General features: G+C 73.3%; 17 protein-coding genes. 9 read left to right on the forward strand and 8 right to left on the reverse strand.

Annotated elements, in window-relative coordinates:
- The first annotated feature begins 104 nt into the window (after positions 1 to 104).
- The 6 genes from FB558_RS38800 (at position 105) to FB558_RS38825 (ending at position 6,097) form a co-directional block, all read left to right on the forward strand.
- Positions 105 to 863, forward strand: a complete 759-nt coding sequence (locus tag FB558_RS38800) for an HAD family hydrolase (protein WP_142063184.1) — start codon at positions 105 to 107, stop codon at positions 861 to 863.
- The gene (locus FB558_RS38805) at positions 860 to 3,226 is read left to right on the forward strand and encodes a glycoside hydrolase family 65 protein (RefSeq protein WP_142063187.1); all 2,367 of its coding nucleotides are present in this window, start codon (positions 860 to 862) and stop codon (positions 3,224 to 3,226) included. The genes FB558_RS38800 and FB558_RS38805 overlap by 4 nt, the downstream gene beginning before the upstream one ends.
- An 85-nt stretch (positions 3,227 to 3,311) precedes the next feature.
- Complete coding sequence (locus FB558_RS45020; protein ID WP_246107076.1) at positions 3,312 to 3,671, forward strand: TraR/DksA family transcriptional regulator; 360 nt, start codon at positions 3,312 to 3,314, stop codon at positions 3,669 to 3,671.
- Positions 3,672 to 3,715: 44 nt separating this feature from the next.
- Entirely contained in the window at positions 3,716 to 4,777 is a 1,062-nt protein-coding gene (locus FB558_RS38815) for a DNA topoisomerase IB (protein WP_142063190.1), read from the forward strand.
- Positions 4,778 to 4,832: 55 nt separating this feature from the next.
- Positions 4,833 to 5,411: a type 1 glutamine amidotransferase domain-containing protein gene (locus FB558_RS38820; RefSeq protein WP_142063193.1), complete on the forward strand. Its 579-nt coding sequence runs from the start codon at positions 4,833 to 4,835 to the stop codon at positions 5,409 to 5,411.
- A 74-nt stretch (positions 5,412 to 5,485) separates the two neighbouring features.
- The gene (locus FB558_RS38825) at positions 5,486 to 6,097 is read left to right on the forward strand and encodes a DUF6328 family protein (protein WP_211367147.1); all 612 of its coding nucleotides are present in this window, start codon (positions 5,486 to 5,488) and stop codon (positions 6,095 to 6,097) included.
- 16 nt (positions 6,098 to 6,113) lie between these two features.
- Here the strand turns inward: FB558_RS38825 and FB558_RS38830 are convergent, their stop codons facing one another.
- Positions 6,114 to 6,632, reverse strand: coding sequence for an SRPBCC family protein (locus FB558_RS38830; RefSeq protein ID WP_142063196.1), 519 nt, complete (start codon positions 6,630 to 6,632; stop codon positions 6,114 to 6,116).
- A gap of 37 nt (positions 6,633 to 6,669) precedes the next feature.
- Positions 6,670 to 7,440 (reverse strand): RNA polymerase sigma factor SigF, encoded by a 771-nt coding sequence (locus FB558_RS38835; protein WP_246107077.1) that lies wholly within the window; start codon positions 7,438 to 7,440, stop codon positions 6,670 to 6,672.
- Between the two features lie 222 nt (positions 7,441 to 7,662).
- Between FB558_RS38835 and FB558_RS38840 the strand changes: the two genes are divergently transcribed.
- On the forward strand, positions 7,663 to 9,909 hold the full coding sequence (locus tag FB558_RS38840) for a HelD family protein (protein WP_246107085.1): 2,247 nt from the start codon (positions 7,663 to 7,665) through the stop codon (positions 9,907 to 9,909).
- 79 nt (positions 9,910 to 9,988) lie between these two features.
- Here the strand turns inward: FB558_RS38840 and FB558_RS38845 are convergent, their stop codons facing one another.
- From FB558_RS38845 to FB558_RS38865, 5 genes are all read right to left on the reverse strand, one after another.
- Positions 9,989 to 10,756, reverse strand: a complete 768-nt coding sequence (locus tag FB558_RS38845; RefSeq protein ID WP_142063205.1) for a 3-oxoacyl-ACP reductase — start codon at positions 10,754 to 10,756, stop codon at positions 9,989 to 9,991.
- A gap of 23 nt (positions 10,757 to 10,779) precedes the next feature.
- Complete coding sequence (locus FB558_RS38850) at positions 10,780 to 11,523, reverse strand: gamma-glutamyl-gamma-aminobutyrate hydrolase family protein (protein WP_142063208.1); 744 nt, start codon at positions 11,521 to 11,523, stop codon at positions 10,780 to 10,782.
- Positions 11,504 to 12,847, reverse strand: a complete 1,344-nt coding sequence (locus FB558_RS38855; protein WP_425468153.1) for a glutamine synthetase family protein — start codon at positions 12,845 to 12,847, stop codon at positions 11,504 to 11,506. The genes FB558_RS38850 and FB558_RS38855 overlap by 20 nt, the downstream gene beginning before the upstream one ends.
- Positions 12,848 to 12,952: 105 nt before the next feature.
- The gene (locus FB558_RS44180; RefSeq protein WP_246107078.1) at positions 12,953 to 15,367 is read right to left on the reverse strand and encodes an amino acid permease; all 2,415 of its coding nucleotides are present in this window, start codon (positions 15,365 to 15,367) and stop codon (positions 12,953 to 12,955) included.
- Positions 15,368 to 15,403: 36 nt separating this feature from the next.
- A complete protein-coding gene (locus FB558_RS38865; RefSeq protein ID WP_211367148.1) occupies positions 15,404 to 16,240 on the reverse strand; it encodes a choline kinase family protein in 837 nt (278 codons plus the stop codon).
- 140 nt (positions 16,241 to 16,380) lie between these two features.
- Between FB558_RS38865 and FB558_RS38870 the strand changes: the two genes are divergently transcribed.
- Together FB558_RS38870 and FB558_RS43630 are read left to right on the forward strand one after the other, a co-directional pair.
- The gene (locus tag FB558_RS38870; RefSeq protein WP_170231751.1) at positions 16,381 to 18,819 is read left to right on the forward strand and encodes a GcvT family protein; all 2,439 of its coding nucleotides are present in this window, start codon (positions 16,381 to 16,383) and stop codon (positions 18,817 to 18,819) included.
- Between the two features lie 349 nt (positions 18,820 to 19,168).
- Positions 19,169 to 19,537: a DUF742 domain-containing protein gene (locus tag FB558_RS43630; protein WP_281288719.1), complete on the forward strand. Its 369-nt coding sequence runs from the start codon at positions 19,169 to 19,171 to the stop codon at positions 19,535 to 19,537.
- Between the two features lie 42 nt (positions 19,538 to 19,579).
- Here the strand turns inward: FB558_RS43630 and FB558_RS38880 are convergent.
- The coding region (locus tag FB558_RS38880; RefSeq protein ID WP_211367149.1) for an RQC domain-containing protein at positions 19,580 to 20,686 on the reverse strand (1,107 nt) is incomplete at its 5' end.

Here is a 20,686-nt window from a genome sequence, read left to right on the forward strand (position 1 = left end):
GCGCGGGTCGTCGCCGACCCGGTGAACGTCCGTGGCCACCGCATCAGGGCTCCTCCCGGGCGGTGGGGGTGGGGGGGTGATCAACGACTCGGTACCGTGCGCGCATGCTGGGGCTTCCCGACGGCACGCGCGCGTGCCTCTTCGACCTCGACGGCGTGCTGACCGACACCGCGAGCGTGCACGCGGCCGCGTGGAAGCAGATGTTCGACGAGTACCTGCGGACCCGGGCCGAGCGCGAGGGCGCCGGGTCCGACCCGGCGTTCCGGCCCTTCGACGTGAAGAGCGACTACGGCCCCTACGTCGACGGCAAGCCGCGGTTGGCGGGCACGGACTCGTTCCTGCGCTCCCGCGGCATCGAGCTGCCGGCGGGCGGGCCGGGTGACGCCCCCGGCGCCGAGACGGTCTTCGCGCTCGCGACCCGCAAGAACGACCTGGTGCAGGAGAAGATCGTCACGGTCGGGGTGGACGTCTACCCCGGGTCGGTGCGCTACCTGCACGCGGTCAAGGAAGCGGGGCTCACGACGGCCGTGGTGTCGTCGTCGGCCAACGCCGAGCAGGTGCTGCGCGTCGCCGGGCTCCTGGAATTGATCGACCACCGCGTCGACGGCATCACGGCGAAGGAGCGCGGCCTGCCCGGCAAGCCCGCACCCGACACCTTCCTCGCCGCCGCCGCGGATCTGGGGGTCGGGAAGGAGGAGGCCGTGGTGTTCGAGGACGCCCTCGCCGGCGTCGCGTCGGGCAAGGCGGGCGGGTTCGGCTTCGTCGTGGGCGTCGACCGCCTCGGCCACGCCGACGCCCTGCGGGAGCACGGCGCCGACGTCGTGGTCGCCGACCTCGCGGAGCTGCTGGAGGACGGGTCATGAGCCCCGACCCCGGCCGCGCGTTCACGGTCGAGCCGTGGGTGGTGCGCGAGCCGCGGCTGGACCTGGACCGGATGGGCCAGGTCGAGTCGGTGTTCGCGCTGTCCAACGGGCACATCGGGCTGCGCGGCAACCTCGACGAGGGTGAGCCGCACGCGATGCCCGGCACGTACCTGAACTCGTTCTACGAGCGGCGCCCGCTGCCGTATGCCGAGGGCGGGTACGGCTACCCCGAGTCGGGTCAGACGATCATCAACGTCACCAACGGCAAGCTGATCCGGCTGTTGGTGGAGGACGAGCCGTTCGACCTGCGCTACGGGCAGCTGCGCCGTCACGAGCGGGTGCTGGACCTGCGGGCCGGCATGCTCACCCGCGAGGTCGAGTGGGCCTCGCCCGCGGGCCGGGTGGTGCGGGTGCGCTCGACCAGGCTGGTGTCGCTCACCCAGCGCGCGATCGCGGCGATCTGCTACGAGGTCGAGGTGCTCGACGAGCCCGCGCTGCTCGTGGTGCAGTCCGAGCTGGTGGCCAACGAGCAGCTGCCGGCCCGCGACGAGGCCGACCCGCGGGTCGAGGCCGCGCTCACCGACCCGCTGGTCGCCGAGCAGCACCGCAGCGCCGAGGCGAGTGCCACGCTGCTGCACCGCACCCGCCGCTCGGGACTGCGGGTGGCCGCGGCCATGGACCACGAGGTGCACGGGCCGGACGGGGTGCAGGTCAGCACCGAGGCCACCGAGGACATCGGGCGCACCACGGTGATCGCGCGCCTCGAACCGGGGCGCACGCTGCGGCTGGTGAAGTACCTGGCCTACGGCTGGTCGTCGCGCCGGTCGCTGCCGGCGCTGCACGACCAGGTCCGCGCGGCGCTGGCGGCCGCGCGCTACACGGGCTGGGACGGCCTGGTGGCCGAGCAGCGTCAGTACCTGGACGAGTTCTGGGAGACCGCGGACGTCGAGATCGACGGGGACGCGGAGCTGCAGCAGGCGGTGCGGCTGGCGACCTTCCACGTGTTGCAGGCCGGCGCGCGGGCCGAGCGGCGGGCGATCGGGGCGAAGGGCCTGACCGGCGAGGGCTACGACGGGCACACCTTCTGGGACACCGAGACGTTCTGCCTGCCGGTGCTCTCCCACCTCGCGCCCGAGGCCGCGGCGGACGCGCTGCGCTGGCGGCAGTCCATCCTGCCCCTGGCCTACGAGCGGGCCGAGCAGCTGGGGCTGGCTGGTGCGGCGTTCCCGTGGCGGACGATCCGCGGGCAGGAGTGTTCGGGGTACTGGCCCGCGGGGACCGCGGCGTTCCACATCAACGCCGACATCGCCGACGCGGTGCGCCGGCACGTCGCCGCGACCGGGGACGAGGTGTTCGAGCGCGAGGTGGGCCTGGAGCTGCTGGTCGCGACGGCACGGCTGTGGCGTTCCTTGGGCCACCACGACTCGTCGGGGGAGTTCCGCATCGACGGGGTGACCGGCCCCGACGAGTACACCGCGATCGTGGACAACAACGTCTACACGAACCTGATGGCGCAGCAGAACCTGCGCTACGCCGCCGAGGTCGCGGCCCGCCACGGCCGCGCCGCCGCCCGCCTGGGCGTCGACGCGGAGGAGATGGCCAGCTGGCGCGACGCCGCGAAGTCGATGCGCATCCCGTTCGACGAGGTGCTCGGGGTGCACCCGCAGGCCGAGGGGTTCACGCACCACCAGGTGTGGGACTTCGAGGGCACGCCCCCGGACAAGTACCCGCTGCTGCTGAACGTCCCGTACTTCGACCTGTACCGCAAGCAGGTGATCAAGCAGGCGGACCTGGTGCTGGCGATGCAGCTGCGCCCCGACGCGTTCGACCTCGAGCAGATGCGCCGCAACTTCGCCTACTACGAGGCGCTGACGGTGCGCGACTCCTCCCTGTCGGCCTGCACGCAGGCGGTCGTGGCCGCGTGGACGGGCCACCTCGACCTCGCCTACGACTACCTGGCCGAGGCCGCGCTGGTGGACCTGGACGACCTGGCGGGCAACTCCGACCACGGCGTGCACATCGCGTCGATGGCCGGCACCTGGACCGCGGTGGTCGCGGGCTTCGGCGGCATGCGGATGGACGCCGGCGGCGGGGGCATCTCCTTCGCGCCGCGGCTGCCACCGGCGCTGTCGCGGATCTCGTTCGGCCTGCGCTGGCAGGGCCGGCAGCTTCGGGTGGAGATCCGGCCAGACGAGGTGGAATACCGGCTGGTGTCGGGCCCGCCGATGCGGCTGCGCCACCACGGCGAGCCCCTCGCGCTGGACGACGAGCCGCAGGTCCGTGACATCCCGGTGCTCGACCCCGTCGAGCCGGTGGAACAGCCCCACGGGCGCGCGCCGAAGGGACGCCACCCCGGCAGCTGATCTCCCTCCCCGGGTGCGTACGGGCCCGACGTGCGGGGTATGCGAGGGCGCTGATGCTTCCCGCACCCGACGGAAGGACTCATCCGTGGACCCCGACCGCGCCCGACAGCTGCTGACCGGCGAGCTGGCCGCCCTCGACGAGCGGCTGCGCGCCGCCGAGGACGACCGGGCCGAGGCGTCCGCCGACACGCTCGGCCAGGAGGGCGCCCTCGGCCAGCACCCCGGTGACTACGGCAGCGAGGTCAACACGACGATGGAGGCCGACCTGAGCGTCAACACCCTCGGCGAGCAGCGCCGGCGCGTCCAGGAGGCCCTCGAGCGGCTCGACGGGGGCGAGTACGGCCGCTGCGCGGTGTGCGGTCGCGAGATCGACGACGAGCGGCTCGAGGCGCGGCCCGAGGTGCCGACCTGCCGCGAGCACGCCGACACCCCGGTCGTGACGTAGGTCCCGTCGCGGTTGCCGACCGGTGGCCCGGGTAGATCCGGGGCGTGAGCGAGGTTCCCGAGGGGCTCGTCCGGGTCGACCCCGCATCGCCCGGATTCACCCGCAGGCGGCGTGGCCGTGGCTGGAGCTTCTACGACTGCGAGGGCGACCCGGTGAGCGACCCGGAGATGATCGCCCGGATCAAGTCGCTGGCCATCCCGCCGGCCTGGCAGGAGGTGTGGATCTGCCCCGACCCCGAGGGGCACATCCAGGCGGTCGGGACCGACGCGGCGGGCCGTCGCCAGTACCGCTACCACGAGGAGTGGCGCCGCCGCCGCGACCGGGAGAAGTACGACCGCGTGCTCTCCCTCGGCCGCACCCTGCCCGGCGTCCGCGGCGAGCTCAGGACGCGGCTGGAGGAGAAGGGCCTGGGCCGCGACCGCGTTCTCGCCGCGGGCGTGCGGATGCTGGACATCGGCGTGTTCCGGGCGGGCGGCGAGGAGTACGCCCCCGGCGACGACGACGAGGACGGCACGTTCGGGCTCGCCACGCTGCGCCGCGAGCACGTGCGGCTCCGACGCGGCGCGGTGGAGTTCTCCTACCCGGCGAAGGGCGGGGTCCCGCGCACGCTGGCGTTGCGCGACCCGTTGCTGCACAAGGTCGTCAACTCGCTGCTGCGCCGGCGCGGCGGCGGCGAGGACCTGCTCGCCTACCGCGCCGGGCGGGACTGGCACGACGTGCGCGCCGAGGACCTCAACGCCGCCGTCAAGGAGGTCGTGGGGGAGCAGTACACCTGCAAGGACCTGCGCACCTGGAACGCCACGGTGCTCGCCGCCGTCACCCTCGCCGGTGCCGTGGCCGGGCGGGGGGTGCCGGAGAAGGAGCGGGCCCGCAAGCGCGTCGTCAACGCCGCTGTCAAGGAGGTGGCCGAGCACCTCGGCAACACCCCGACGGTGGCGCGCGGCTCCTACGTCGACCCGCGCGTCATCGAGCGCTTCGACGAGGGGCGCACGGTGCTGCGGGCGCTGCAGGAGCTCGGGAACGGCGCGGGCGCGCCCGACCTGACCGACGACGCCACCCGCGGGTCCCTCGAGCGGGCCGTGGCGCGGCTCATCGCGCGTGGGTAGCCCCGGTACCGGCGGGTACGCGACGAGCGACGAGTACCGACAGGAGAGGGACGCCATGACTGGCAAGCTCGACGGCAAGCGCATCGCGATCCTCGCGACCGACGGTGTGGAACAGGTGGAGCTCACCCGCCCCCGCGACGCCGTCACCGGCGAGGGCGCCCGCACCGAGATCATCTCGCTGAGCGAGGGCGAGTTCCAGGCGATGAACGGCGACATCGAGCCCGCCGAGAAGTTCACCGCGGACAAGGCCGCGAAGCAGGCCTCCGCCGCCGACTACGACGCCCTGATCATGCCGGGCGGCACGGTGAACGCCGACCGGCTGCGGATGGACCCGGACGTACGCAGCTTCGTGCAGGAGGTCTTCCGGGCGGGCAAGCCGGTCGGCGTGATCTGCCACGGCCCCTGGACCCTGGTCTCGGCCGACCTGGTCCGCGGCCGCACGCTCACCTCCTACCCGAGCCTGCGCACCGACATCCGCAACGCCGGCGGCACCGTCGTCGACGAGGAGGTCGTCACCGACAACGGGCTGGTCTCCAGCCGCAACCCCGGCGACCTCCCGGCGTTCTGCGCCAAGATCGTGGAGGAGTTCGCCGAGGGCGCCCACCGCGTCCACGACGAGGGCGCCACCGCGTGAGCGCCGCCGGACGGGTGAGGTCGGGCCGGGCTTCGTACCCGGCCCGACATCACCCGTCCGGGTAGCATCTCGCCATGAACAGCGCGGGTTCGGGCGTCCGCACGAGCGGCGGCCGCGTGGACGGGCGCAACGAGGGCCCGCTCGAGCGGGCCGACCGCAACATGGTCGAGCTGCTCCAGGAGCTGCGCGTCGCCCAGACCGGCGTGCAGATCCTCTTCGCGTTCCTGCTCACGCTGTCGTTCACCGAGCGCTTCGGCTCGATCGACGCCGTGCAGCGCTGGACCTACGTCGTCACCCTGCTCTGCTCCGTGCTCACCGCCGGGCTGCTGGTCGCGCCCGCCGCGGTGCACCGGGTGACGTTCGGCCGCGGTCTGAAGGCCGAGACGGTGCAGCTCGGGCACCGGCTGTTCAGCCTCGGGCTGGGCAGCCTCGTCCTGACCCTCACCGGCGCCGTGCTCCTGGTGCTCGACGTCGCGATCGGGCGGCCGTTCGCGATCACGGCGGCCGCCGTCGTCTGCGCCGTCCTCGTCGCGCTCTGGTTCGTCCTGCCGCTGCCGATGGTCCGCCGCGACGGGGTGGGCCCTGCGGGGGGCGCAGCGGACGGCGCGGCGGACGGCGCAGCGGACGGGGGAGGGACGCGCACCGACGAGCAGGGGACGCCCTCCGCCGCGCGCTCCACCAGCTGACGCCCGGCGGGCGCGGTCAGCCCGGCAGCGTGGAGTCCCCGGGCTGGGTCGTCGGGGGCTGGTTCGGCGCGGCCTGCGGGCTGCGTCCGACCTCCCCGCGCCAGCCGCCTTCCTCCCGGCCGCGGGACTCGATGAACTGCTTGAAGTTGGCCAGGTCGCCCTTCACCCGCTGCTGCACGATGCCCAGCGCGTCACCCGCCTTCTCGACGAGACCCTCGGGGTCGTGGTCCAGCTGCAGGGTGACCCGGGTGCGCGCATCGTCGATGCGGTGGAAGGTCACCACCCCGGCCTGGTGGGTTCCCGCCTCGGTGCGCCAGGCCACCCGCTCGTCGGGGTGCTGTTCGGTGATCTCGGCATCGAACTGGCGCTCGACGCCCGCGATCCGCGTCACCCAGTGGGTCCGGGTCGGGGTGAGCTGGTCGATGCGCTCGACGCCTTCCATGAAGCGGGGGAACGACTCGAACTGCGTCCACTGGTTGTAGGCGGTACCGACGGGCACGGCCACGTCGATGCTCTCGACGACGTTCGTGGTCATGCCGGAGGCGTACCCGCGGCCGGACGGCCTAGTCGGCTCAGTCGTCGTCGGTCATGCGGCGGCGCAGCTGCGCCACGGTCTGGGAGAGCAGCCGGGAGACGTGCATCTGCGAGATGCCGACGCGGTCGGCGATCTGGGTCTGGGTGAGGTTGCCGAAGAAGCGCAGGAGCAGGATCGTGCGCTCGCGCTCCGGGAGGTCGTCGAGCAGCGGCGCGAGGGTCTCGCGGTACTCGACCTTGTCCAGCTCGGCGTCCGCGCTGCCGAGGGTGTCGGTGAGCGGCGTGTCCGCACCGGCGACGAGCTCGTCGAGGGAGTTGCTGCGGTAGGCCTGCTGCGCGTCGAGGCCCTCCACGACGTCCTCGGTGGGGATCCCGAGCCGGTCGGCGATCTCGCTCGGCCGCGGAGCGCGGCCCAGCTCCTGCGACAGCGGGCCGATGGCGCCGTTGATCGCGCTCTGCAGGTCCTTCAGCCGCCGCGGCACCCGCATCGACCAGGTCCGGTCGCGGAAGTGGCGGCGGATCTCGCCGGTGATCGTGGGCACGGCGTAGGACAGGAAGTCGATGCCGCGCTCGGGGTCGAACCGGTCCACGGCGTTGAGCAGCCCGACGGTGCCGGCCTGCTCGAGGTCGTCGACCGGCTCACCGCGCCCGGCGAACCGGCGGGCGATGTGCTGCACGACCGGCAGGTACCCGGTGATCAGCTTGGACCGCAGCGCCGGGCGTTCCGGGGCGTCGGGCGGCAGCGCGGCGTACTCCTCGAACAGCGGCGCGAGGTGGGCGTAGTCCGAGTCGCGGGACGTGTCGGTCACAGCACGTCCCGGAGCGGGGAGCCGGCGACGATGAGCACTCCGGGACCTACCCGCGGCCCGGTCGGTGGAAACGCGGGCGCTGGTACGTTCGTAAGTCGCCATTTCATCCGTCACCCCTCCCGCGAAGGTGATCTGCCGGTGTCGAACAGCACGTCCCCCGCGATCACGAACACGATCGCCGACGGCGAGGACGGGATCGAGTACGAGCGGGCCTACGTCCGCATGCTCTACGAACGCCTCGACGCGCGGCGCGCCGACACGGCCCGGCGCCTGCAGGGCGTGCTGCACGACGAGACCGTGGGCACGCCGCAGGCGCTCACCGAGCGCGACGCCGCGGCCGCGATGTACACCGACCGGCTCGCCGCGCTGCGGGCCGCCGAGCACGGCCTCGCGTTCGGGCGCCTCGACGTCGCCGACGGCGAGCGCCGCTACGTCGGCCGGCTGGGCCTGCTCGACGAGGACAACGAGTACGAGCCCCTGCTGATGGACTGGCGCGCCCCCGCCGCACGGCCCTTCTACACCGCCACCGCCGCATCTCCCGAGGGCATCCGGCGCCGCCGGCACCTGCGCACCCGGCGCCGCGAGGTCCTCGCCGTCGACGACGAGGTGCTGGACCTGGACGACGCCACCGCCGTCACCCAGACCAGCGGCCTCACCAGCGAGGCGGCCCTGCTGGCCGCCGTCGACGCGCGCCGCACCGGCCGGATGGCCGACATCGTCGCCACCATCCAGGCCGAGCAGGACGCCATCATCCGGTCGAAGCCCTCGGGCGTGCTGGTCGTGCAGGGCGGGCCCGGCACCGGCAAGACGGCGGTGGCGCTGCACCGCGCGGCCTACCTGCTCTACACCCACCGCGACCGGCTCGCCCGCCGCGGCGTGCTGGTGGTCGGACCCAACCCCACGTTCCTGTCCTACATCGGGCAGGTGCTCCCCTCGCTGGGGGAGACGAGCGTGGTGCTCGGCACGGTCGGGCAGCTGCACCCTGGCCTGGACGCGCGGCGCGCCGAGCCCGTGGAGACGGCGGCGGTGAAGGGCCGCGCGGAGATGGCGGCGGTCGTCGCCGCGGCCGTGCGGGACCGCCAGCAGGTGCCCCGGCGGCCCGTCGAGCTGGTGGTGGAGCAGCAGCCGGTGCGGCTGGACCGCGACGTCGCCCACGCCGCCCGCACCCGTGCCCGCCGCTCCCGCAAACCGCACAACGAGGCGAAGCGGATCTTCCGCAAGGAGGCGCTGCGGCTGCTGGCCGAGCAGGTGGCGCGCACGCTGACCGGTCCGGGCGGGCGCAACCTGCTCGACGCGGGCGACCTGGCCGACATCCGCGAGGAGCTCGGCGAGAGCGCCGAGCTGGGCCGCGAGCTCGAGCAGCTATGGCCCACCCTGTCGGCCGAGCAGCTGCTCACCGACCTGTTCGCCGACCGCAAGCGGCTGGGCTCGGTGGCCCGCCGCCTGCCGGCCGCCGACCGGGAGCTGCTCGTGCGGCCCGCGCCCGCCGACGACGTGCCTGCCGACCTGCGCTGGACCCCGGCCGACGTGCCGCTGCTGGACGAGGCCGCCGAGCTGCTGGGCGACGACGGCTCGGAGGCGGCCGCGCGGGAGGCGGCGGCGCTGCGCGAGGAGGTCATGTACGCCCAGGGCGTGCTCGACGTCCTCGACCTGGAGGAGGACCTCGACCCCGAGCTGCTGCGCGCCACCGACATCGTCGACGCCGACCGGCTCGCGGAGCGGCAGCGGGTGCGCCGCTACGACTCGACCGCGGAGCGGGCGGCGGCCGACCGCGAGTGGACCTACGGCCACGTGATCGTGGACGAGGCGCAGGAGCTCACCCCGATGGCGTGGCGGCTCGTGATGCGCCGCTGCCCGAGCCGCTCGATGACGATCGTCGGCGACATCGCCCAGACCGGCGACCTGGACGGAGCCGGCTCGTGGGACGAGGTGCTCGCCCCGTTCGTGGCGCGCCGCTGGCGGCTGGAGCAGCTCACGGTGAACTACCGCACCCCCTCCGAGATCGCCGACGTCGCCGACGACGTGCTCGCCGCGATCGAGCCCGGCCTCGCCCCGCCGCGGTCGGTGCGCAGCGCGGGCGTGCCCCCGCGCGCCGTGGCCGCCGCCCCCGGCGAGCTGGACGACACGGTCGCCAAGGTGCTCGCCGAGGAGACGGGCGCGGTCGGGGAGGGCCGCACCGCGGTGCTGGCGCCGACCGCCCGGGTGGAGCCGCTGCGCGAGCGGCTGCTCGGGGAGCGCGCCGGGGACGGGGACGTGGACCTCACGGCCCCGGTCGTCGTGCTGCCGGTCACCGCGGCGAAGGGCCTGGAGTTCGACGCGGTGATCGTCGTGGAGCCGGCCGAGATGCTGGCGGAGTCCCCGCGCGGCATGAACGACCTCTACGTGGCCCTGACCCGCGCCACGCAACAGCTGGCGGTGGTGCACGCCGGAGAACTGCCGCCCGTGCTGGGCAAGCTGCAGCAGAGCTGACCCCGACCCGCACCTTGGAGCCTTACTGCTGCTCAGACGGCCTGAGAACAGCAGTACGGCTCCAAGGTGCGGATGGGCATCAGAGAGGGGTCACGTAGGCGCCCGAGATGCCGCCGTCCACCAGGAACGTCGACGCCGTGATGAAGCTGGCGTCGTCGCTGGCCAGGAACGCCACCGTCGACGCGATCTCCTCGGCCTTGGCGAAGCGGCCCATCGGGATGTGCACCAGGCGGCGCTGGGCGCGCTCGGGGTCGGCGGCGAACAGCTCCTGCAGCAGGGGGGTGTCCACCGGCCCGGGGCACAGGGCGTTGACGCGGATGCCCTCGCGGGCGAACTGCACGCCCAGCTCTCGGGTCATGGCCAGCACCCCGCCCTTGGAGGCGGTGTAGGAGATCTGGGAGGTCGCCGCGCCCATCACCGCCACGAACGACGCCGTGTTGACGATCGCGCCGCGGCCGGCGCGCTGCATGTGCGGGATCGCGGCCTTGCAGCACAGGTACACGGACGTCAGGTTGACCTCCTGCACCTTCCGCCAGACGTCGATCCCCGTGTCGAGGATGGAGTCGTCCTCCGGCGGGGAGATGCCGGCGTTGTTGAAGGCGACGTCGACGCCGCCGTAGGTGTCGGCCGCGGCGGCGAACAGCGCGTCGACCTGCTCCTGCGAGGTGACATCGGTCCGCACGAACAGCCCGTCGACCTCGTCGGCCGCCGCCTGCCCGGGGCCGGGGTCGATGTCGCCGATCACCACGCGCGCCCCTTCGGAGGCGAGCCTGCGCACCGTGGCCAGCCCGATGCCGCTGCCGCCACCCGTCACGACCGCGGTGCGGCCGGAGAACCGTTCCGTCATGCCGCGAGCGTAGATCCTCAGGTCTAGACCGTTGACTCTGCCCTGACCTGCGCTGCGTGGACCAGGGCCGCCATCAGCCGGACGTCGGTGGCGTCCTGCTCCGGGTGCCACTGCACGCCCACGACGAACGGGTGGCCGTCCAGCTCGACGGCCTCGACGGTGCCGTCGCCCGCACGCCCGGTGACGACGAGGCCGTCGGCGACCCGGTCGAGCGCCTGGTGGTGGTGGCAGAGCACCGAGACGGCCGGCCCGACGGCCGCGGCGACCCGGCTGCCCGGCTCCAGCTCGACCGCGACGGTGCCGAAGACGCCGGGGGAGGGGTTGTGGCCGGGGTGCCCCACGGCGTCCGGGACGTGCTGCAACAGGGTGCCGCCGAGCTCCACGTTCAGCAGCTGGGCCCCGCGGCACACGCCCAGCACCGGCATGTCCCGCTCCAGCGCGCGGCGCAGCACCGCCGCCTCGGCCGCGTCCCGCTCCGGGCGCGGGGCGCCCGCGCGGGGGTGCGGCGCCGCGCCGTAGCGGCCCGGGTCGACGTCCGGTCCGCCGCAGAGCACGACCGCGTCGAGCCGGTCCACGGCCGCGGCGGCCTCCGGCACGGGCGGGAGCAGCACCGGCACCCCGCCCGCCGCGACCACGACGTCGCCGTAGGTGCGGGGCAGCAGGACCGCGTCGTGGTCCCACACCCCGTACGCGGCCCGCTCCCCGTACGCGGTGAGCCCGATGAGCGGGCGCGGGTGCGCGGTGCCGTCAGAGCCGTTCGAACCCACGCCGCCGCTCCCAGTCGGTGACCGCGCTGTCGAACGCGGCGAGCTCCACCCGCGCCGCGTTGGCGTAGTGGTCGACGACCTCGGTGCCGAACGCCTCCTTCGCGACCCCCGACGCGGTGAACAGCTCGGCCGCCTCCCGCAGCGTCGTGGGCACGCGGGGCGAGTCGGACCGGTAGGCGTTGCCGGCGAAGGCCGGCTGCAGCGGCAGCTCGTTCTCGATGCCGTGCAGGCCGGCCGCGATCAGCGCGGCCACCGCGAGGTAGGGGTTGACGTCGCCGCCGGGCACCCGGTTCTCCACGCGCAGCGACGGGCCGTGCCCGACCACGCGCAGCGCGCACGTGCGGTTGTCCAGGCCCCAGGCCACCGCCGTCGGGGCGAACGAGCCCTCGGCGAAGCGCTTGTAGGAGTTGATGTTGGGTGCGAACAGGTAGGTGAGCTCGCGCAGGCAGGCCTGCTGGCCGGCCATGAAGTGCGCGAAGAGCGGGGAGAAGCCGTACTCTCCGTCCCCGGCCGAGACCGGACCGTCCGCGCCGCGCAGCGAGATGTGGACGTGGCAGGAGTTGCCCTCGCGCTCGTCGTACTTGGCCATGAAGGTGAGCGCGCTGCCGGCCTGGTCGGCGATCTCCTTGGCACCGGTCTTGTAGATCGTGTGGTTGTCGCAGGTGGTGAGTGCGTCGGTGTAGCGGAAGGCGATCTCGTGCTGACCGAGGTTGCACTCGCCCTTCGCCGACTCCACCACCATCCCGGCGCCGGCCATCCCGTTGCGGATGCGCCGCAGCAGCGGCTCCACCCGGGAGGTGCCGAGCAGCGAGTAGTCGACGTTGTAGAGGTTCGCCGGTTCCAGGCCGTGGTAGGCCTTGCGCCACGCCGTGTCGAACGAGTCGGCGAACAGCATGAACTCCAGCTCGGTACCGACGTCCGCGGTGAGGCCGTGCGCGGCGAGCCGGTCGAGCTGGGCGCGCAGGATCTGGCGCGGTGAGGCGACGACCGGGGCGCCGTCGGGCCAGCGCAGGTCGCACAGCACGAGCGCGGTGCCCTCGTGCCACGGCACGCGGCGCAGCGTCGCCATGTCCGGCACGAGCACGAAGTCGCCGTAACCGGTCTCCCAGCTCGACATCGCGAAGCCGTCGACGGTGTTCATCTCGACGTCGACGGCGAGCAGGTAGTTGCAGGCCTCCGCCGCGTGCGGGACGACCTCGTCGAGGAAGTACGGCGCCGCGCAGCGCTTTCCCTGCAGGCGGCCCTGCATGTCGGTGAACGCGACGAGCACGGTGTCGATCGAACCGTCGTCGACGAGGGTGCGCAGCTGCTCGAGGGTGAGCATGCCGGGGCGGGCCATGGGAACTCCTCCGGGGAGCGATAGCGCGAACGGCACTCCTGCCGGAGCTTCTCACCGACAGGAGTGCCGCTCGCCGTGCGGGTCGTGGAACTACTTCGCCGGTGCGTCGGCCTCGGGCTCGGCCTCGGGAGCGGGGTCGACCGGTGCGTCGGTCGACGCCGTGGTCTTCGCCGTCCGTGTGGTGGCGGTCCTGGTCCGGGGCTTGGTGGCCCGCTTCGGCCGGCCGTTGGTCGTGGCCTGCGCCGCGAGCTCGGCCAGCAGCTCGGCCTTCAGCTCCTCCTTGAGCTCGGCCTTGAGCTCCTCCTTCAGCGCGGCCCGGGCGTCCGCGTCGACCGCGCTCGCAGCGCCCTCGCCGGCGTCGGCACGGCCACCGGCAGGGCCCTCCGGCTCGGCGGCGGTCGTGGTGTCCGCCTGGCCGGCGGCGACCACGACGGCCGGGGCGGCCGTCGCGGCCGCGGCGCCGGACGCGGTCACCGCGTCGCCCGTGGTCTCGGCGTCGGCCGTGGTGTCGGCGTCGGCCGTGGTGTCGGCGTCGGCCGTGGTGTCGGCGGTGGTGTCGGCCGCCGGCGTCGCCTCGGCCTTCGTCTCCGGTGCGGGGTCCTCCGCGGGCCCGGTGGTGGCCTCGGTGGTGGCCCCGGCGTCCGTGGCGGCGGCCGGGATGTCCGACTTCCCGTCCGGCGTCCCGGCGGCGGCCTCGTCGGCCTTGGCATCCGACTTCTCGTCGGCGTCCGCGACCGCGGTTTCGTCAGCCTTGGCGTCGGACTTCTCGTCGGCCTTCTCGTCGGCCTTCTCGTCGGCCTTGGCGTCCGTCTTCGCGTCCGACTTCTCGTCAGCCGTGGTGTCGGCCTTGTCGGCGTCCTTGTCGGCGTCGGTCTTCTCGGCGACCGCGACGGCCCCCGTCGTGGCCGCCGCGCCCGCGGCAGCCGTGGTGGCGCTGGTGGACGCCGTGTGGCCGGTGGCCTCCACCTCGAGCTGCTCCTCGATGCTCTGCAGCTCCGCCAGGGAACCGCCCTCCGGCACCGGGCCGGTGAACCAGTGGCGGGCCGAGAGCAGGTACCAGCCGCCGAAGAGGATCAGCGCCCCGCCGACGGTGAGCGGCGCGTAGTTCATCGCCTCCCAGTCGAACTCCGCCGAGAAGGGCACGCCGGCGGGGGAGAGCGGCATCAGGAACAGGACGCACACGATCGCGATCCACACCACGGCGATCGTCGAGATCCACTTGTAGCGGTCGCCGAGGCTCCAGGCGCCCGGCTCGAACCGGTCCCCGGCCTTGATGCGCAGGAGGATGGGCAGGCCGAAGGCGATGTAGAGCCCGATGACGGCGATCGAGGTGCCGACCGCGTACCCGAGGACGCCGTTGACCAGCGTCGGGAGCATCAGCGCCCAGGACAGGACGCTGATCGCGGTGACGGCGTTGACGGGCGCGCGGTTGCTCGCGACCTTGCGCCACACGTTCGAGAAGGGCACCGCCTGATCGCGGGAGAACGCGAACATCATGCGGGAGGAGGCCGTCACCGACGCGGTACCGCAGAACAGCTGCGCGATGACGGCGATGATCAGCAGGAACTGCGCCCAGGTCTCGCCGAGAGCCGTGGTCCAGATGTAGATCACGGCGTCGCCGCCCGCGTCGACCACGCCCTGCACGTCGGGCACCGCGAAGGTCACCGCGACCAGCAGGACGAAGCCGAAGACCACCGACGCGACGACCGCCATGATCATGCCCAGCGCGGCGGTGCGGGAGGCACCGCGCGTCTCCTCGCTCATGTGGGCCGAGGCGTCGAAGCCGGTGATCGTGTACTGCGACATCAGCAGGCCGATGCCGAAGACGAACCAGAAGGCGGTGTCGGAGAACCCGGAGTTGTTGATGGTCTCGCCGAACACGAAGGCGGCGGACTGGTGGTTCTCCGGCACCAGGATCAGGACGAGGACGACGACGGCGACGCCGACCATGTGCCACCACGCCGAGACGGTGTTCAGCAGCGCGAGGACGTTGATGTTGAGCAGGTTGAGCCCGAGCTGCAGCGCGGCGATCACCGTGAAGACCACGAAGATCGTGCCGGTCTCGTTGCCCAGCCCCGGGAACCACAGGTTCAGCAGGGCCGTTGTGAAGATGGCCGAGCCGTACTGGATGGAGGCGGTCACCGCGATCTCGCCGACCAGGTTGAACCAGCCCGTGAACCAGCCCCACGCGGGCCCGCCGAGCTTGGATGCCCAGAAGTACAGCGCGCCCGCGGTGGGCATGGCGGAGGCGATCTCGCCCATCGCCATCGCCACCAGGATGCAGAAGGCCCCGACGAGCAGCCAGCCCCAGGTGATGGCCACCGGCCCGCCGTTGTTGAAGGCGAGGTAGTACGAGGTCAAGCACCCGGCGAGGATCGAGATGATGGTGAACGAGATGGCGAAGTTCGAGAACCCGCCCATCTCGCGGTACAGCACTTGGGCGTAGCCGAGGCGATGCAGCATCGCCTCGTCGTCGGTGCGCTCGGCGCGCTCGGTGGCAGCCACGGGGGCTCCTTGTCGGATCCGGAGTCGAACAGTGGGTTAGTCGGGTGAAGAGGCCGCCACGAGCACGTGCTCGAGGTCGGGTCCGTCGAACGCCGCGACGGCGCGGTCGTACTTCTCCATGCCCCACGACCAGAAGTCGAAGTCGATCGGGCTGGAGCCGTTCTGGATGGACGCCCAGAGGGTCCAGCCGTACTGGGACATCAGGGCGAACAGCCGGGCGCGCGCGACCTGCCGCGGGCGGGGTCGCCCGTAGTAGGCGGTCACGAGCTCGTCGAGCAGGGGGAGCGGCAGCGTCGCCTCGCTCCAGATGTTGCCCAGCTCGAAGCAGGGGTCGTTGTTGCCGGAGTACTCGTAGTCGATGATCCGCACCTGCTCGCCGTCGTCGAGCATGTTCTCGGCGAGCAGGTCGTTGTGGCAGGGCACGGTGTCGGTGCGCGGCCCGAGGACCTCGCGGATGCGGGCCACGACCGGTGCGAACTCGTCGAACCGGTCGGGCAGCCGGAAGCCGTGCTCGGCGACGATGCGCCGGTAACGGGCCTGCACCTCGAACATGTCGAAGTCGCCTGTGAAGCGCGGGCCCGCGTGCAGCCGGCGGCAGGCGGCGGCGACCCGGTGCAGCACGTCCGGCCGGTGCAGGTCGGCGTCGCCGAGGGCGCGACCGGACAGGAACCCGACCGCGATCCCCTCACCCGGGCGGTAGTGCAGCACGGGCGCGCCGACACCGGATTCCGCTGCGGCCACGGAGTTGGCGTGCTCGGCGTCGCGATCGATCCCGAGCAGTCCGGGGCCGGCCACCGGGATGCGCACCACGCACACTCCGTCAGCATTCGTGACCTTGAGGTTGCGGTTGGTGAGCCCACCCGGGAGGTCCACGACGGTGCGAGGGTGACGCGCTGTACACGGAATCGTGTCGAGCAGGGCGTCAATACTCGGATCGAGTTCTATCGTGGTCAACTCCACTCGGGGATGGTAGGGCTCGCGTCAAATACGGTCTAGACCGTAAGGTGCGCGCCATGGCCGTCGCGTTGCCCTCCCGTGCCCGCATCGTGATCGTCGGCGGGGGGGTGGGCGGCGCCAGTGTCGCCTACCACCTCGCCGAGCGCGGCGAGCGGGACGTCCTGCTGCTGGAACGCTCCGAGCTCACCAGCGGCTCCACCTTCCACTCCGCCGGTCTGGTGGGTCAGCTGCGCTCCGACCCCGCCCTGACCAGGATGAACGTCTACTCGGCCGAGCTGTACCGCAAGCTCGAAGCCGACACCGAGCACGCGCCGGGCTGGGTCGAGTCCGGCTCGCTGCGCCTCGCGTCCTCACCCGAGCGGTTGGAGGAGATCCGGCGCCAGGCCGGGTGGGCCGCCCGCTCCGGGCTCCCCCTGGAGTTGATCTCCGCGACCGAGGCCCAGGAACTGTTTCCCCTGATGAACACGGATGGGGTACTCGGTGCGGCCTACACGCCCACGGACGGTCACGTCGACCCGTCGCGCCTGTGCTACGCCCTCGCGGCGGGGGCACGGGCGAACGGGATCACGATCGCACAACGAACCCGTGTCATCGCGATCAACACTGCAAACGGGCAGGTCAGCGGCGTGCGCACGGACCGGGGCGACGTCGAGTGCGAGATCGTCGTCGACTGCGGCGGGATGTTCGCGGCCGAGATCGCGCGGCTGGCCGGCGTCCGGATCCCCGTCGTGCCGATGTCGCACCAGTACGTCGTCACCCAACCGTTGCCCGCGGGGTCGATGCCCGAGGGCAGGCCGCTGCCGTCGCTGCGCGACCCGGACCTGCTCGTGTACTACCGCCAGGAGGTCGACGGCCTCGTGATGGGCGGCTACGAGCGCGACTCCCTCCCGTGGACGGCCACGGCGCGCTCCTACGACGCCGTTCCCGCCGACTTCAACGGCAAGCTGCTCCCGCCGGACTGGGACCGGTTCACCGAGATCGTCGAGAACTCGCAGGTGCGCGTGCCCGTGCTCGCCGACACCGGCGTGACCAGCATGATCAACGGGCCGGAGGCGTTCACCCCGGACAACGAGTTCTGCCTCGGCGAGACCGAGGTCGCCGGGTTCTTCGTCGCCGCGGGGTTCTGCGCGCACGGCATCGCCGGTGCCGGCGGGATCGGGCGCGTGATGGCGGACTGGATCCTCGACGGCGACCCGGGCATGGACCTGTGGCACATGGACGTGCGCCGCTTCGGGCGGCACTACCGCTCGCCCGGCTACACGCTCGCGCGCACCGTCGAGAACTACGAGAGCTACTACGACATCCGCTACCCCTCCGCCGAGCGGGAGGCGGGACGCCCGCTGCGCACGTCGCCCGCCTACCCCTGGCACGCCGCGCACGGTGCCGTGTTCGGGGAGAAGGCCGGCTGGGAGCGGGTGAACCACTACTCGGAGCCGGGGTCGGAGGACCTGCGGCCACGGGGCTGGGCGGGCCGGCTGTGGTCGCCGTGCGTGGAGACCGAGCACCGGGCGGTGCGGGAGTCGGCGGGCCTGTTCGACGAGAGCTCGTTCGCCAAGATCTCGATCAGCGGCCCGGACGCGGCGACGTTCTGCGCGCACGTCTTCAGCGGTCGCGTCGGGCGGGCCCCCGGCGCGGTGGTCTACACCCAGGCGCTCAACGACCGCGGCGGCATCGAGATGGACGTGACGCTGACCCGGCTGGCCGAGGACGAGTTCCTCGTGGTCACGGGCACCGCGTTCGGTCAGCACGACCTCGGCTGGCTGCGCCGCCAGGTCCGGCTGACCGGGGCGTCGGTGCGGCTGGCCGACGTCACCGGGGCGGAGGCGTGCTTCGGGCTGTGGGGGCCGCGGGCCCGCGACCTGCTCGCCCCGCTGACGCCCGCGTCGCTCGACAACGCCGACTTCCCGTTCGGCTCGATGCAGGAGACCACCGTCGGGAACGTGCCGGTGCGGGCCGCGCGCGTGACGTTCGTGGGCGAGCTGGGCTGGGAGCTGTACTGCTCCACCGAGTACGGCGCCGCCCTGTGGCGCACGCTCGTGGAGACCGGTGCCCGCCCCGGCGGCTACCGGGCGATCGAGAGCCTGCGGCTGGAGAAGGGCTACCGGGTGTGGGGGGCCGACATCGGCCCGGAGACCACCCCGGACGAGGCGGGCCTCGCCTTCGCGGTCCGCCGCGACGGGGGGTTCGTCGGGCACGAGGCGCTGCTTGCCGGCCGGGCGCAGGGGGTCGCCCGGACGTTGGCCTGCCTCGTGCTCGACGACCCCCGCGCCGTCGCACTCGGCGGGGAGCCGGTGTGGGTGGCGGGCGAGGTCGTCGGACAGGTGACCTCCGGGGGCTACGGCTACACGGTCGCCCGCTCGATCGCGTACGCCTACCTGCCCGCCGGGACGCCGGAGGGCACCGAGCTGGAGGTGCAGGTCGACGGCGTGTGGCAGCGCGCCGAGGTGGCGGCGAGCCCGTTGTACGACCCGGAGGGCGCGCGCATCCGCGCCTGACGCCGGCGGCGTCCCGTTCACCGGGTGGACTACTCGTCGCCGAGAAGTCGACACGGGCGGTAACGGAGGAGCGGGTCAGCGAGACTTCCCATGCGCTGTCCGCGTGAACCGGCATGCCGGGTGCGTCACCACTGGTGACGCTCCGGCGCCGGCGGGCACGGCTCCCCTTGCACGTCGACCTGTTACCGCGTGCCGGCCCCCCGGTTCCGCGGTTCCGTGGAGGATCGCGCATGCGCCGCTCGGTCTGGAGACCCCTCGACCACCGGATGCTGCCCGGCCACCCGCCGTGGCTCGGCCTCCCGCCCCTGCCCGGCCCGGATCCCGGGTCCGGTGCGGGGTCGCGGTGAGCGTGGCGCAACCATCCCGGCGCGCCGGCCCGCGGCGGCTCGTCCCGAGGTTCGCGGCGGGAGGCGCCCGGTCGGCCGGTCCCGTGCTGCCCGTGGAGTCGCTGGTGACCGCCACGCGGCGCGCCCACTGGGGGCGCGACCTGGGGGACGAGCACCGCGCGATCCTCGCCATGGCCCGCACACCGGTGTCGCTGGTCGAGATCGGCGCCCGGCTCGCCGTGCCGGTGGCGGTGGCGCGTGCGCTCGTGCGCGAGCTCGCCGACGGCCGGTACCTCGACGTGCACGCCCCACCGCGGCCCGGCGTCGACGGGCGTCCGACGCGGGGTATCCTCATCCGGCTGCTGACGGGTCTGCGCGCCCGGGGGCGGTGATCGCGTTGCACCTCGGAGCGACGAGTCGTTCCGACGCTGGGGTCAGGACGGGGCCGACAGGGCCTCCAGGACCTGCTCGCCGTAGCGGGCGAGCTTGTTCTCCCCGACGCCGGAGACGGTGCCCAGCTCGGCGAGGGTGCCCGGGCGGCGGGAGGCGATCTCCCGCAGCGTGGCGTCGTGGAAGATCACGTAGGCGGGCACGCCCTGCTCCTTGGCGGTGGCGCCGCGCCACGCACGGAGCCGCTCGAACACCGGCGCCGCCTCGGCGGGCAGGGCGGGCTGCTCGGCGCGCGGGGTGCGCGAGCGGCTGCGCGCCTGCCGTTCGGGGTCGCGCCGCAGCATCACCTGGCGCTCGCTGCGCAGCACCGGCCTGCTGTCCTCGGTGAGCACGAACGTCTGGTGCCGCGGTTCGACGGCCAGCATGCCGCGGGCGACGAGCTGGCGCAGCACCGCCCGCCACTCGGCCTCGCCGAGCTCGGTGCCGACGCCGAACACGGACAGGGAGTGGTGGTCGAACTGATCGACCTTGGCCGTGCGCCGCCCCAGCAGGATGTCGACGATCTGCCCCGCCCCGAACTTCTGGCGCCGCTCCCGGTCGAGCCGGAACACCGTGGAGAGCACCTTCTGCGCGGCCACCGTGCCGTCCCAGGACTGCGGCGGGGTGAGGCAGGTGTCGCAGTTGCCGCAGGGCTGCGCGCCGCGCTGCCCGAAGTAGGCGAGCAGCTGCACCCGGCGGCACTCGACGGTCTCGCAGAGCGCCAGCATCGCGTCGAGGTGCTGGGCGAGGCGGCGGCGGTGCTCGCGGTCGCCCTCGGACTCCTCGATCATCTTGCGCTGCTGCACGACGTCGGCCAGGCCGTAGGCGAGCCACGCCGTGGACGGGAGCCCGTCGCGGCCCGCGCGCCCGGTCTCCTGGTAGTAGCCCTCCACGGACTTCGGCAGGTCCAGGTGCGCGACGAACCGCACGTCGGGCTTGTCGATGCCCATCCCGAACGCGATGGTGGCGACCACGATGACGCCCTCCTCGCGCAGGAACCGCGACTGGTTGCGCGCCCGCGTGCCCGCGTCCAGCCCCGCGTGGTAGGGCAGCGCGGTGATCCCCTGGCCGGTGAGGAACTCGGCGGTGCGCTCCACGGAGTTGCGCGACAG

It is taken from the genome of Pseudonocardia kunmingensis (assembly GCF_006716445.1).
GTDB classification, from domain to species: Bacteria; Actinomycetota; Actinomycetes; order Mycobacteriales; family Pseudonocardiaceae; genus Pseudonocardia; species Pseudonocardia kunmingensis.